Origin of the sequence: Nocardia sp. NPDC049526 (assembly GCF_044465765.1) — a bacterium.
Taxonomy (GTDB): Bacteria; Actinomycetota; Actinomycetes; order Mycobacteriales; family Mycobacteriaceae; genus Nocardia.
Map to the genome: position 1 here is coordinate 687,050 of NZ_JBITMA010000003.1, position 13,058 is coordinate 700,107.

Annotated in this window: 12 protein-coding genes and 1 pseudogene; 11 read left to right on the forward strand and 2 right to left on the reverse strand. The window is 62.0% G+C overall.

Features of this window, described 5'->3' with window-relative positions:
- The first annotated feature begins 132 nt into the window (after window positions 1–132).
- From ACIBW7_RS12725 to ACIBW7_RS12770, 10 genes are all read left to right on the forward strand, one after another.
- Window positions 133–1,014: an MlaE family ABC transporter permease gene (locus ACIBW7_RS12725; RefSeq protein ID WP_387288324.1), complete on the forward strand. Its 882-nt coding sequence runs from the start codon at window positions 133–135 to the stop codon at window positions 1,012–1,014.
- Window positions 1,015–1,017: 3 nt separating this feature from the next.
- Window positions 1,018–1,878: an MlaE family ABC transporter permease gene (locus ACIBW7_RS12730; RefSeq protein WP_387288323.1), complete on the forward strand. Its 861-nt coding sequence runs from the start codon at window positions 1,018–1,020 to the stop codon at window positions 1,876–1,878.
- Between the two features lie 75 nt (window positions 1,879–1,953).
- Window positions 1,954–2,940 (forward strand): MlaD family protein, encoded by a 987-nt coding sequence (locus ACIBW7_RS12735; protein ID WP_387288321.1) that lies wholly within the window; start codon window positions 1,954–1,956, stop codon window positions 2,938–2,940.
- On the forward strand, window positions 2,937–3,953 hold the full coding sequence (locus ACIBW7_RS12740) for an MlaD family protein (protein ID WP_397046388.1): 1,017 nt from the start codon (window positions 2,937–2,939) through the stop codon (window positions 3,951–3,953). Before ACIBW7_RS12735 ends, ACIBW7_RS12740 begins: the two co-directional genes overlap by 4 nt.
- 47 nt (window positions 3,954–4,000) lie before the next feature.
- Window positions 4,001–4,942, forward strand: a complete 942-nt coding sequence (locus ACIBW7_RS12745; RefSeq protein ID WP_397046559.1) for an MlaD family protein — start codon at window positions 4,001–4,003, stop codon at window positions 4,940–4,942.
- 44 nt (window positions 4,943–4,986) lie between these two features.
- A complete protein-coding gene (locus ACIBW7_RS12750; protein ID WP_397046389.1) occupies window positions 4,987–6,048 on the forward strand; it encodes an MlaD family protein in 1,062 nt (353 codons plus the stop codon).
- The gene (locus tag ACIBW7_RS12755) at window positions 6,045–7,064 is read left to right on the forward strand and encodes an MlaD family protein (protein WP_387288314.1); all 1,020 of its coding nucleotides are present in this window, start codon (window positions 6,045–6,047) and stop codon (window positions 7,062–7,064) included. Before ACIBW7_RS12750 ends, ACIBW7_RS12755 begins: the two co-directional genes overlap by 4 nt.
- Window positions 7,061–8,026: an MlaD family protein gene (locus ACIBW7_RS12760; protein WP_397046390.1), complete on the forward strand. Its 966-nt coding sequence runs from the start codon at window positions 7,061–7,063 to the stop codon at window positions 8,024–8,026. The genes ACIBW7_RS12755 and ACIBW7_RS12760 overlap by 4 nt, the downstream gene beginning before the upstream one ends.
- Window positions 8,027–8,287: 261 nt before the next feature.
- Complete coding sequence (locus ACIBW7_RS12765) at window positions 8,288–8,752, forward strand: hypothetical protein (RefSeq protein ID WP_397046391.1); 465 nt, start codon at window positions 8,288–8,290, stop codon at window positions 8,750–8,752.
- 111 nt (window positions 8,753–8,863) lie between these two features.
- Window positions 8,864–9,871 (forward strand): ABC transporter ATP-binding protein, encoded by a 1,008-nt coding sequence (locus tag ACIBW7_RS12770; RefSeq protein ID WP_397046392.1) that lies wholly within the window; start codon window positions 8,864–8,866, stop codon window positions 9,869–9,871.
- 534 nt (window positions 9,872–10,405) lie between these two features.
- On the opposite strand, the gene ACIBW7_RS12775 is transcribed toward ACIBW7_RS12770, so the two are convergent.
- Both ACIBW7_RS12775 and ACIBW7_RS12780 read right to left on the reverse strand, forming a co-directional pair.
- Window positions 10,406–10,939 (reverse strand): TetR/AcrR family transcriptional regulator, encoded by a 534-nt coding sequence (locus ACIBW7_RS12775; protein WP_397046560.1) that lies wholly within the window; start codon window positions 10,937–10,939, stop codon window positions 10,406–10,408.
- A gap of 570 nt (window positions 10,940–11,509) precedes the next feature.
- Window positions 11,510–11,611, reverse strand: a pseudogene (locus ACIBW7_RS12780) (hypothetical protein); the annotation flags it as partial.
- A gap of 209 nt (window positions 11,612–11,820) precedes the next feature.
- Here ACIBW7_RS12780 and ACIBW7_RS12785 point away from each other — a divergent pair.
- A complete protein-coding gene (locus tag ACIBW7_RS12785) occupies window positions 11,821–13,050 on the forward strand; it encodes an acetyl-CoA C-acetyltransferase (protein WP_387288304.1) in 1,230 nt (409 codons plus the stop codon).
- The last annotated feature ends 8 nt before the right edge of the window (window positions 13,051–13,058 follow it).

Here is a 13,058-nt window from a genome sequence, read left to right on the forward strand (position 1 = left end):
GTGCCGGACTAAACGTTCGGATTATGCCTGTGTGCCCGCTGCCCCGAATATCACGCTCGTGGAGGTTGTGATGCAGTACCCGCTGTCCGAGATGCGCGACCCGAAGCGGTCTTCCAAGGACGGGGCGGGCCTGTGACGACCGTGCCCGAATCGATCCGTACGCGGCGGTTCCAGGGAGGCCCTTCATGGTCCGGTTTATCCTTAGCCGGGCGTCGAGCCGGGAACTATCTGCACACCGTTCCGAAGCAGTCGATGGCGACGTTCGGCCGTGCGGTTCTCCTGTTCGGCGGTGTGGTCAGATATGCGGTCACATCGACCCTCCAGCTGAAACTTCCGCTTCTCGAGATGCTGCAACAGGCTTGGTTCCTGCTCACGGTCACCGTATTCCCGGCAATTTTGATCGCGCTCCCGTTCGGAACGGAAATCTCGGTACAGGTCGGTGCGATCGTCAACCAGGTGGGCGCCAAGTCGCTGGCCGGCGCGGCCAGCGGAATTGCGGTGATTCAACAGGGCGCGCCGATCGCGGCGGGATTGCTTCTCGGTGGCGCGGCCGCCTCGGCGATAGCCGCCGATCTCGGTGCGCGCTCGATCAGGGAAGAGATCGATGCTATGCGGGTCATGGGAGTCGATCCGATACAGCGTCTGGTGCTACCGCGGTTTATCGCGATCTTGATTGTCTCGCCCATTCTCTGTGTGGTCATCGTCGCCTCGGCAGTGATAGCGGGATATACGTTGGCGATCACTGTGAACGGCGTGATCCCGGGAAGTTTCTGGCAATCGTTCGGCGCTTTCGCGTCAAGTACGGATCTCTATTTCGCCATCGCGAAATCGATGATATTCGGAATGCTCGTAGTCGTGATCGCCAGCCTGCGAGGACTGGGGGCCAAAGGTGGACCGCGCGGCGTCGCAGATGCTGTCAATGCGTCTGTGGTGCTGGGATTCGTGGCGATCTTTATCACCAACCTGGTCACCACGCAGCTCCAGTCCATGTTCTTTCCCAGTCAGGTGGGCTGAGTCGTGGGTACACCGAGCGCATATCACAATTGGGCGACGGGACTCCTCCAGGGGCCGAACCGTGGCCTGCAAACGGCAAGCGAGGGGACCGGCCGGTGGGTGCTGTTCACCGCGCAGACGATTCTCTATCTTCCGATCACTTTCCGGCATTACCGAAAACAGACGATGAAGACCATGAATTCCATGGCATGGGGACGCGGGTCGATCGTCGTCGACGGCGGTGTGATCTCCCTTCTGATGGTTCTCGGCGTCGCGATCGGCATATCGGTGGCGATCGAGGCATACAACAGCCTGAACTTGATCGGATTCGGTCCACTGACGGGCGTCATCGGGGCATTCTTCAATATCAGGGAGATCGGCCCGATTATGACCGGGATCGGTTTCGCCGCCCAGATCGGATGCCGGATGACCGCGGAGATCGGCTCGATGCGGATCTCCGAAGAAATCGACGCGACCGAGACATTGGGTATCCGGTCGATTCCCTTTGTGGTCGGAACACGTCTCATCGGAGGCATGCTGTGCGTCATCCCGGGCTATCTGCTGTCCCTCGCAATCGGCTTCCTTACCTGCAGCCTTTTCGTGAAGACATTCCGTAATGCGCCCGCCGGCACCTACGACCACTATTTCAGCCAGTTCCTGGACCCTGTCGAGGTCGCCTACTCGTTGACGAAAGCGGTCGTGTTCTGCGGTGTAATCACGATCATCCACTGCTATTACGGCTTCTTCGCCAGCGGCGGGCCCGAGGGTGTCGGCCGGGCAGCGGGGCGGGCGATCCGAGCGAGCCTGGTAATGACGATCGTGCTGAACCTCGCCATGACCGTTGTCCTGTGGGGTCTGCACCCCGACCTGATCTTCAAGGGGTGAATCGTGTACTCAGGATTTCTCATCGGCTCGGAAGTCAAGCAGAGCAGACTGCTTCGCCGAGTCGGGGTGGGCAGCGTGGCTGCTGTCGTGGCCGTAGTCATGGTGGTCGTTTCGCTGCGAACAGTGCTGCCCGGGCAGCCGTCCGGTCGATTGACTTTCACCATCGACACGCCCGCGGTCGGTATCGGAGTCGAGACCGGGACACCCGTCATCCTCAACGGCGTCCCGGTGGGTCGTGTCGATGACTTGGCAATCGGTCGTTCGGGCGCGGCGATGACCCTCGATCTGGACAAAAACAGCGTCACCGGGCTCCGGCAGAATTTCGGGTTCGATTTCCGGCCGCAGAACTACTTCGGGGTCAGCGCCGTCAATATCGTCGACGCCGGCAACGACACTCAACCCATCTTGCTCAGCGGCGCGCGAATCTGGCGGCCGGCAGGCGGCGATTTCACGATGGGAACGATGATCGACACCGGCTCCGAATTCGTCAACGGTGCGCTACTGCCACCGATGATGGACGCCATACGACGCTCGTTGGACTATTCCGCGTCGCTGCAACCGCTGGTCCACACCGGGGTGGTCGTGGCCGAAACAGTGGAACAGACACAACGATCGATGCCTGACTACCTCATCGACCGGTACAACGACATTGCCGGAGCGCTGCCTCCGTTCACTCTCGGAGTGATCGACGCGGGCTTTCACGTTTACAACAGTGAGCTACGTCCAGCGGGCGACGATATTCAGAATCGGTACGCGAAAGCGCTCGAAGCAATCGCCAACCAGTTCTTCACCCTCGTCGGCACCCTGCTGACCTCCAACAGATCGAATCTGGAATCGACCGTCGAGATTGTCAAGAGCGCGGCGGATCTGCTGCCCGCGATGGGGGAGGGCGTACTCACCCCCGTCACTCTCCGCACCCTTATCAGCAACCTCGACGGAGCTTTCGACCCGGGCCCGGATGGTGCCCGAACTCTGAAGGTCAAGCTCGATCTCGATCTGCTGCCGGTGCTGCAAACACCAGTAGTCGGACTCAGTGCCGCATCCGAATCGAGGCCCAGGTGACGAAATACATCCCGGTCAGACTGGTCGGTCCAGCGTTGCGCCTCATCGCCGCAGGCGTCGTGGCCTCGCTGCTGTTCGTACTCATTCAGAACGCAATCAAGAACCCCACCGGCGAACGTCCGGTCCAGTACAGCGCCGACTTCAGCGACGCGTCGGGGCTGAGACCCAATGCGGACGTACGAATCCGAGGGGTCCGAGTCGGAAAGGTGGAGGCTGTCGATCTTCACCAGGCCGGGGACAGTTCTTTCGCGCGTGTCGATTTCACGGTGAACGAAACACAGAAGTTGACAGTTGAAAGCAAACTTGCGATCAAATACGCGAACCTGTCCGGAGTGCGGTTCATAGACATCACCGGTAGCGGTGATGCCGGAGCGCCCACACGACACATCGGACTGGACCGCACAGTCCCCTCATTCGACATCACAACCCTGTTCAACGGCTTGCAGCCCGCTCTGGAAACCTTGCAGCCCAACGAAATCAACGAGTTCACGCGGAACGCACTCACCCTGGTTCAGGGCGACGGCAGCGGTCTCGCGCCGATGCTCGACAGCGTCGACAAGCTGTCCCGATACACCACCGACCGCGCCGCGGTGATTTCGACGCTCGTGGCCAACCTCAGTCGTATTGCCGAGACACTGGGCGGAAAGTCGCCGCAGATCATCGAATTCCTCAGGGACATCGAACGACCGATCGACTCCGCGATGACAGTGCTCGACGAGTTTCCCAAGGCAGCCAAGTTCGGACCTCCCCTGATGGGTACGTTCAATCACATCCTGTCAGGTTTGGGGATCGAGCCGTCGACAGATGTCGACAAAATTCTCAACGATGCCTTTCCGACCGTGGCCAACCTGCAGTCGGCGCTGGGTCTGTTTCCCACGATCATGACCGGATTGGCGACACCGGTGGCATCCCCGCAATTGGGCTCTGCGCAATGCAGCCACGGAGCTGCGCAGTTGCCCGCGACAGTGAGGGTTCTGATGGGCGGAAGCAGTGTGGTCGTATGCAACGCATAGCGGGACTGAAGAAGCGTCGGCCACTCAGCGAACCGGTTGTCGGCGTGATGGCGCTCGGGCTGGTCGCCGTCGTCACGGTGATCACCACATATTTCTATGTCATGCCGCCCAATCGGCAGACCGTGACGTTCACTACGCGCGATGCCGTGTCGCTACGCGGGGGAGAAGATGTGCGCATCGCGGGCGTGTCGGTGGGAAAGGTCGATCGTTTGAGGTTCGACGGCCGGCAAGTGACAGTGGATTTGTCCGTCAAATCGTCGGTCGAGCTGGGTGATCGGACACGCGTCGACGTTCGGCTGCTGACCGCGGTGGGAGGGTACTTCGTCACCCTTGTGCCGCTCGGTCGCGCGGGGAACGCCCATCACATATCGGTGCCTATCGAACGCGTGACAGTGCCCTACACCATCGCCGACATACTGCAGCAGCTTCCGCGGGTGACCGGCCAGGTGAACGGAGTGCCCATCGACAAAATTCTGGAGCAGATCAACAGTGGTCTCGGTGAGAACCCGGAAGCACTGCGGAATGTCGTTTCCGGGATGCAAACCTTGGCCACGGTACTCGATCGACAGAAACAACAAGTGCAGTCGACCCTGGGTTTGGTCAGCGAATATTCGTCCACTTTCAACGCGAGCCGCGAGTTCGTATTCATGCTCGCAAACAAAATCAATGTCGTGCTGTCGACGTACTACACCTATCGAGCCGGATTCTCCGAAGCGTTCCGTCAACTCGGTGAGGTTCTCCTCCGGATCGGTGCCGTGTCGAAGTTCTATGTGAACCACGAAACCGATATTGCCCAGTTGGTCGAACGCGTCCGGTTGGGTGCCGGCCAACTTCGTGACGGAATGAACGACCTGATAAACAATCTCACTCCTCTGCAGCAACGGCTGAAAGAGCTGGTCGGACCGCAACTCTCGAGTGGCAACGCTGCGGCGGGCGAGACGATCGATGGTTCGGCAATCTGCTTGCCAGTCGCGGGAAGGGCTTGCTGATGCGACGTCGTAAGAAGGTGCTCACCTCGGTGGGAGTAGTGGTCGTGATTGCCGCGACCGTTTGCGGGATTGCGGTGTACATCAAATCCGATGACGAAAAGTCGAGCGCCACAGAAGGTTACTGCACGATGCTTCCGGACTCGATAGGTCTCTATGTGGGAAACGAGGTCACCCAGATGGGGTATCCCATCGGCACGATCTCGTCGATCACGCCGCAGGCCGATGCTGTCAAAGTCGAATTTTCCCTGAAGCAGGGCCGCTCGGTCTCGGCCGACGTACGGGCGGTCACCCGGTCGAAATCCGTACTCGCCGACAGGTCGCTAGAACTCGTTGCGCCCGAGCAGCCGTCGGCCGCGAAACTGACGCCGGCGAACTGCATCAAAGTCGAAAACGCGTACACGCCGAAGAGCATCTCGGAAGTTGCCGGTTCGGCAGCCGACTTCCTGAAACAGCTGGCACCACAGGGTAACTCGCAGACCATCGAAGAAGCTGTCGACTCTATGGCCCGAAGCGTTCAAGGGGTGGGTCCGTCGGCCGCGACGCTGGTTCGGACCGCGTCGGCGGCGGCTGCTGATCCGGACAAGCTGATCACCGATATCGGGACGATCATCGTTTCCATGGCGCCGCTGACGACATCGGTTTTGAATCAGTGGTCGGATATCGAGTCGGTGGTCCGCAAGCTTCCCGATGCATCCGTCGTTGCGACCACGAAGCTGTGGCCCGGCGCATCCAATATGGTGGAGGGACTGATTCCGCTGATCGACGCCATAAACGATGTGCAGACCAAATACGGGCAGGAACTCTGGGCCGCGGCCGATGTAGTCGCCGAGGGTATTCATATCGCCGCGACACACGTTCCGGAGCTGCAGAACGGACTGAATGTTCTTCCCTCGCTGGCCTCGGTTGCCACGCTCGTGTCACAGCCAGGACACGGCCCAGCGTTTCAGACCGCGCCGGTCATGATCCAAGTCAAGGTAGGCAACCCGACCCAGGTGTGCGCCGCGGTCAATCAGGCCGTCTCTGCGACTTGTCATGTCGCGCCGAACGATCCGGCGGCGATCGCAGTTCGTCTCGACGCGGTGCTGGCGATCGGAGGTGTCCGATGACGAACGGCGGGCGAAATCTGACGCACCTCCAATGGCGGGTGGTGCCACTGCTGTGCGGATTGGTCGCCACGGTTGCGACCGGCTGTTCCCTGAATCCGGGCACCCTGGCCACCGAAGTCCAGTCCGCCGGTTCGGGTCAGAAACTGACCATTCAATTCGCGACCATACTGAACCTGACGGACGGTGCGGACGTGACTGTGAACGGCGTCAAGGTGGGGCACGTCGACACGGTGAAACTGAGTAGCTCCAGCGCGGACGTCGTCGTCGGCTTCGACAAGAAGATCTCGATCGCCCCCGACGCGCACGCATCGATTCGCCAAGCCACGGTCCTCGGCGACTCCTTCGTATCCATTCAGTCGTCGGGGTCGGCCGACACGGAAACCGCGCACAGCGCCGGCACCAAACTCCTTCCGCTGAATCAGACCACATCGCCTCCGCCATTGGAGAACACGCTTGCCGTCCTGGCGAACTTCGTCAACGGCGGGAGTATCCGGAGTGCGCAAGACGCGATGCGCATGATCAACAAGAGCTTTCCGGTTCTCGAACAGACTCAGCGTGTCTCGTCGATCGTGTCGGTCGACACGCGCGACGTCGCCGCGCACACAACGAGCGTCGACGTGATGATCGACGCAATGAATGCCACGGCAGGGGCGATCAACAGCCGGGCCGACGAACTCGGCAAGATGTTGTCGGCGGACGGTATGCACTACTGGAGCCAGCTCTCGCTCGGGCTCCAGCAGGTCGGGGTGGTTCTGCCCAGTGTCGGCAGTGTATTCGAGGGCGGATACTGGCTGCTGCCGCTACTTCACTCCGCCGATGGATCGATATCCACTGTGCGCGATGGTATCGATGCGGTCGGCAGTAATGAGGAGCTCCTGCAGAAATTCCTGGACGACAACCTGTTTCCGTTCATCCGGCGGCCTGATATCACAATCGTTTCCGCAACCTCGCCGGCGGGCAACGACATCCTCGCAAATGCCGAGACGATCCTGCGCATGCTGGGGGCAATTCGATGAACGTGCGCAATATCACTTCCATCGGGGCGATGATCATGGTTGTCGCCGCATCGCTGGCATACATGGTGTCGGTGGGACTTCCGGTTACCGACAAACTAGGAGTCCGTACCGCGCAATTGAAGATCTCACACAGCAACGGACTCGTCGTGGGCTCTCGAGTTCTGTATCGAGGTGTGCCGATCGGGCGAGTCACCGACGTGCACACCTCGCTGACCGGCGTCACCATCGGCTGGAACTACAAGGATTCCTATACGATCCCGGTCCGATCCCAATTCCGGGTCGACAGTCTCTCGGCCCTGGGCGAGGCATATCTGAATGTGGTTCCACCGAGCAGTGATTCGGGCCCGGTGCTGCCCGCAGGAGCGGTGCTCACCGCGCAGTCGGTGTCGGTACCGACCAGCTTCGACGAACTCTCGCAACGCCTAGTCAAGGTCCTCGAACAGGTTCGCACCGATAAAGTCGACCAGATCGTCGCCGAAATGAACCAGGGGCTGGTGGTCGATCAGAATGTGCTCGCCAATCTCAACCGAGCCGGAGTTCTCCTGCAGACCACGATTCTGTCGACCCGCACGCCGTTCACAGCATTGCTCGACAAGTTCCAGGATTTGCTTGCCCGCGGCGCTGACCTGAGTGGTTCGCTGGCGGAGTCCGGGGACCCTGTCCGGGATCTCGGCGAACAAATCAAGGTCTTCCTCGACTGGTGCACTCAGTTCGTCCGAACCGACAACCTGCCGACCGAATTGACCAACGGAGCCGGGCCGTTCCTCGAGCGGCTCCAGGGCTTCCTCGACAAAGCAGCCCCGAACATCAAGGTAATCGGTGATGCGTCGTTGCCGGCGATCTCAGCCGTGACGTCACAACTACGAACCGTGGATCTGGGCCAGCTCATGCGAATTGCGATGTCGGTTTCGGGCACTGGCGACGGACTCGTAGTAAACGTTGGCGCGCCCCGGCCCAACTGAATCAAACCCGACCAGAGAAGGTGAGGTCAAGAAATGCCCACATCAACCGCCGACAGCAAGTCACGAGCCGCCAACCACAGCGACGCGGACGAGGCCGACACAACGACAACAGGGCGGTCCGTCGATTTGCCGTCGCCCGCGGAATCGAAACGAGACGGACGCAGACAAGCAGAGTTCGCGAACGCAGAACGCGAGGACGACAAACCTGTGTGGCGGCGTGGCCGGGCCATCGGTGCCGCAGCGGGAGTTCTGATCCTCGCCTTGGCGACAGCGACCGGCCTCTTCGGATATCAACTCACGGACAAGAATCGTGATCTGGCTGAACTGAAAAACGCGGCACACACCGCACAGCAGGCGGAGCAGAGCGCGCTCACCTATGCGACCGGCGCGGCCACCATGGATTACAAGGACCTCGCGGCGTGGCACAAGAAACTCGTCGTGAACACGTCGCCGGATCTGAGCGCGAAACTTTCTGAGGCAGCGACGTCGATGGAGCAGGTGATAACCCCGCTGAGCTGGACTTCGACGGCGCAACCGATTGCAGCGCAGGTGAAGTCGCACAATGGTGACAGCTATACAGTTGTCGCATTCGTGAACGTCACGACGAAGAACGCGCAGGCGCCGGACGGTGTTCAGTCCACCGCCGCTTACACGGTAACCATGGACCGCGCGAAGAATTGGCTCATCACCGATGTCGGTGGAATGGCTCCAATCGGTCCGAAGTGACCGGAAGACGGCCGAAAGCGATTGCACCCGACCATGTCTCAGTGCCGGTGGGCAGCTGCGCCGACCGGTAGCAAGGCGTGTCCCGGTTCGACAAATTGGAAGGATATCGTGATGGGCATAGAGGTCAGGACCGAAGGTGTTACGAAATCTTTCGGGTTCCAGCGGATTTGGCAGGATGTCACTCTGACTCTGCCCACGGGGGAAGTCAGCGCTCTGCTCGGCCCCTCCGGTACCGGTAAGTCGGTGTTTCTGAAGTCGCTGATCGGTCTGCTGCGCCCCGAGCGCGGTTCGATCTACATCGACGGCACCGACATCACCACCTGCTCCAACAAGGAGCTCTACGAGATCCGCAAGTTGTTCGGTGTTCTGTTCCAGGACGGCGCACTGTTCGGTTCGATGAACCTGTTCGACAATGTGGCCTTCCCGCTGCGCGAGCACACCAAGAAGTCCGAGTCCGAGATCAAGCAGATCGTGATGGAGAAGCTCGAGCTGACCGGTCTGCTGGGCGCGGAGGGCAAACTGCCCGGTGAGATCTCCGGTGGTATGCGCAAGCGTGCTGGCCTGGCGCGTGCGCTGGTGCTCGACCCACAGATCATCCTGGTCGATGAGCCGGACTCCGGTCTGGACCCGGTGCGTACCACCTACATCAGCCAGCTCCTCCTGGACATCAACGCTCAGATCGACGCCACCATCCTGATCGTGACCCACAACATCAGCCTCGCACGGACTGTCCCCGACAACATTGGAATGTTGTTCCGCCGCCAGTTGGTGACGTTCGGCCCGCGCGAGGTGCTGCTCACCTCGGAGGAGCCGGTCGTCAAGCAGTTCCTCAACGGCCGCATGGTCGGTCCGATCGGTATGACCGAGGAGAAGGACGAGGCGCAGATGGCTCGCGAGCAGGCGCTCGCCGACGCCGGCCACTACGACTCCGGTATCGACGAGGTCGAGGGCATCCCGCCGCAGATGCGCACCCAGCCCGGTATGCCTGTCCGCCAAGCGGTGCGGCGACGGCGCGAGCGCGTCCGTCACATATTGCACACCCTGCCTCCGGTCGCGCAGCAAGCCATCATCGCTGAGCTGAAGAAGGGCGAATCTGCCGCGATCACCGAGTACGCGTAGTCGAAGGCGGTCACCACCGCCCACAGGTGCAGTTGTCGGAGGAAAGGAAAGCTGTGCCGCCACGTCAGCCCGTGCTACCGGTTCAACGCAGGGTGGTCCACGAGAACGCTGGCTGTGGTGATGCCGGCGCGGCGGCAACGTTGATCCGGTCCGCCCACTCGTCGGGTCCAGCAGTCACTCCGTCGATGAATCTGTGAAACCCGAAAGGCTCACCCGCCCTACAGAACTGATCTCGAATTGGCCGTTCCACGGTCGCTTCGGGGTTCGGATCGACTGTCATCAAGATGTGTACGTCGCCCAGTCGCGCCGCGCGCGTCGGAGAGCCTGCTCCGAACGGCCCTGATGAACACCGGAAACGGCCGCTGAACAGAGAGTGGGGTGATTCCTGTGCTCGCAGGCCCCCGGGGACTCCAGGGTTGACTGCTCTCACCGAATCTTCACAACCTGGCTATGACCCGATACCTATGAGCATCGCCAACTCGACCTTGATGTGGAGATCTTCGTTCGGAGTTCGAGTCCGGACCGGCCGCCCGATCAAGCGCCAGCGGGTGTGGTTGCAAGATCGGTCCAGAGTACCGCTCGGACCATGGTCATGAGCTCTGCAGCGATCGTCGGGCGTTCGTGGAGGTGGCCGATCCTGACCACGTCATTGACGACCGCCCGGGCTGCGTGGACCAGGATGGTGGCCTCGATGTCGGTGAGATCGGGCCGTGCTTCGACGAGGGCCTCGGTCCATGCGTCGATGTCGGCGTCGAGGGCTCGGCGGATCGCCTGGCCCGCCTCCTCAGGAAGGCTGACGGCCTCGAGGACGTATACCCCGAACAGAAGTCGCTCGCGTACGCCCAGGCCGACGTAGATCGCGACCAGATCATCCAAGGTCACGGTGCTCAACTCGTCGCGGGCTGCCGACAGAGAGGCGCTGGCGCGGCTGAATGCCTCGATCAATAGATCGGCCTTCGCCGGGAAGTGGTAGAGGATGCTCGGGCCTGCCATGCCTATTGCGGCGCCGATATCGTCGAGACTCATTGCGGCGTAACCGTGCTCGTGAAACAACCGGATCGCTGTCATGAGTACTTCCTCGCGTCGGGCCGCTGGTACCGCGTCGTTGCGGCCAACCGCCGCGACAGACGGTTCACTCTGGCCGAAGCCGGGCCGGGCGCCGTCGACTGCCGGTGCGGCGGGCGATGGAATGGGGGGCCACTCGATCCGCGAGAGAGCTGCGGCCGCGGCGCGGAGAACCCGACGTCGCTCCGATCTCGGGCTGCGCGCCGGGTAGGCCGATTGGCTCGAAAACACCGCAAGAACGGCAGTAATTAGCAGCCTCGAGTCAGCCGTCGGCAGGTCCGCTCGTACCGTACCGAGTTGGCGCCGCAGTTCCGTGGTCACAGCCGTGAATCGGGTCTCGAGTGGCTCCCGGTCCGCTGGGGGGAGGTGACGCATCTCTCGCTGCAGCAGAGCCCAGAGATCGCGGCGGTCGGCGGCCGCGGTCGCAAGGCGCTCCAGCCGGTCGTCCCAGGACGCATCGGGTGGCTGCGTGACGGCCGCTTCTACCAGGGTCAGGCCACTGTCGATCGCGCCTACCAGCAAGGTCTGCTTGTTCCGGAAGTGCCGATACACCGCGGGTGCCGTCACGCCGACATCGGCGGCCACGGCGGCGAGGGTGACCCGGTGGAACCCGAGATGGTGAAACTGCTTGGCCGCCGCGACGGCGAGCTGCTGCCGCCGCGCTGCTGCGCTCATCCGACTTCGGGGGCGCGCCGCTACGTCCTCTTCGACTGCTTCGCCCGTCACCACTGTTCGTCCTCTGCTTCCTCCGGCTGCCTCGGTTTCGAGTGCTGAGAGCCGGGCCCGACTCTACCCGGGGCTTGCCTAGTGAATATTAACTAGAATAGAGTCCGATGCGAGGCGAGCTCGAGACTCGCGACACTTCACCAGGAGGGCACACGGCGATGTCGGTCTCTGTACCCACGTCCGAAGCATTCATCTACGACGCCATCCGGACGCCCCGCGGCCGGGGCAAGAACACGGGGGCGCTGTACTCGGTCAAGCCGGTCTCACTGGTCGTCGGCCTCATCGATGAGCTGCGTAGCCGGCATCCCGAACTCGATCCGCACATGATCGACGATCTCGTTCTGGGGATCGTGTCTCCGGTCGGTGATCAGGGGTCGGTGCTGCCGCGGACCGCTGCGATGGCCGCCGGATTGCCCGACACGGTCGGTGGGGTACAGCTGAATCGCTTCTGCGGTTCCGGCCTCGAGGCGGTCAACACCGCGGCGCAGAAGGTGCGCTCGGGGTGGGACCGCCTCATCATCGCCGGCGGTGTGGAGTCGATGTCGCGCGTGCCGCTCGGTGCGGACGGTGGAGCCTGGATGAACGACCCGGAGACCAACCTCGCGACCTCGTTCATCCCGCAGGGTGTCAGCGCCGATCTCATCGCCACGATGGAAGGCTTCAGCCGCGACGTTGTCGACGCGTATGCGGTTCGGTCACAGCAGCGTGCGGCCACAGCCTGGTCGGGCGGCTACTTCGCGAAATCCGTTGTGCCGGTCCGGGACCGCAACGGCGAGACGATTCTCGATTACGACGAGTACATGCGGCCACAGAGCACGACCGAATCTCTTGCAGGTCTGAAGCCCGCGTTCGCGACCGTCGGTCAACACGGCGGCTTCGACGCGGTGGCGCTGCAGCGATACCACTGGGTCGAGCGCATCGACCACGTCCACCACGCCGGCAACTCGTCCGGCATCGTCGACGGTGCGGCGCTGGTGCTGATCGGGGACGAAAGCGTCGGCTCCTCCCTCGGACTCACACCCAGAGCGCGGATCGTCGCGACCGCCACCTCAGGCGCGGACCCTACAATCATGCTCACCGGACCGATCCCCGCGACCCGGAAGCTGCTCGACAGAGTCGGACTGACCGTCGACGAGATCGACCTGTTCGAGATCAACGAGGCATTCGCCGCCGTGCCCCTCAAATACGCGAAGGACCTCCGCATCCCCGAGGAGAAGGTCAACGTCGTCGGCGGTGCCATCGCGATGGGTCATCCGCTGGGGGCGACCGGCGCGATGCTCGTCGGCACGATGCTCGACGAGCTCGAACGCCGGGATGCACGCCGCGCGGTCGTGACGCTCTGCATCGGCGGCGGCATGGGGGTCGCCACCCTCATCGAACGCGTCTAACCGTTGGC

What these genes read in the sequence shown, in the direction of transcription:
- ACIBW7_RS12745 (WP_397046559.1), top strand. Translation starts at nt 4,001, where the DNA reads ATGGCGCTCGGGCTGGTCGCCGTCGTCACGGTGATCACCACATATTTC.
- ACIBW7_RS12755 (WP_387288314.1), top strand. Translation starts at nt 6,045, where the DNA reads ATGACGAACGGCGGGCGAAATCTGACGCACCTCCAATGGCGGGTGGTG.
- ACIBW7_RS12760 (WP_397046390.1), top strand. Translation starts at nt 7,061, where the DNA reads ATGAACGTGCGCAATATCACTTCCATCGGGGCGATGATCATGGTTGTC.
- ACIBW7_RS12770 (WP_397046392.1), top strand. Translation starts at nt 8,864, where the DNA reads ATGGGCATAGAGGTCAGGACCGAAGGTGTTACGAAATCTTTCGGGTTC.
- ACIBW7_RS12775 (WP_397046560.1), bottom strand. Translation starts at nt 10,939, where the DNA reads ATGACAGCGATCCGGTTGTTTCACGAGCACGGTTACGCCGCAATGAGT.
- ACIBW7_RS12785 (WP_387288304.1), top strand. Translation starts at nt 11,821, where the DNA reads ATGTCGGTCTCTGTACCCACGTCCGAAGCATTCATCTACGACGCCATC.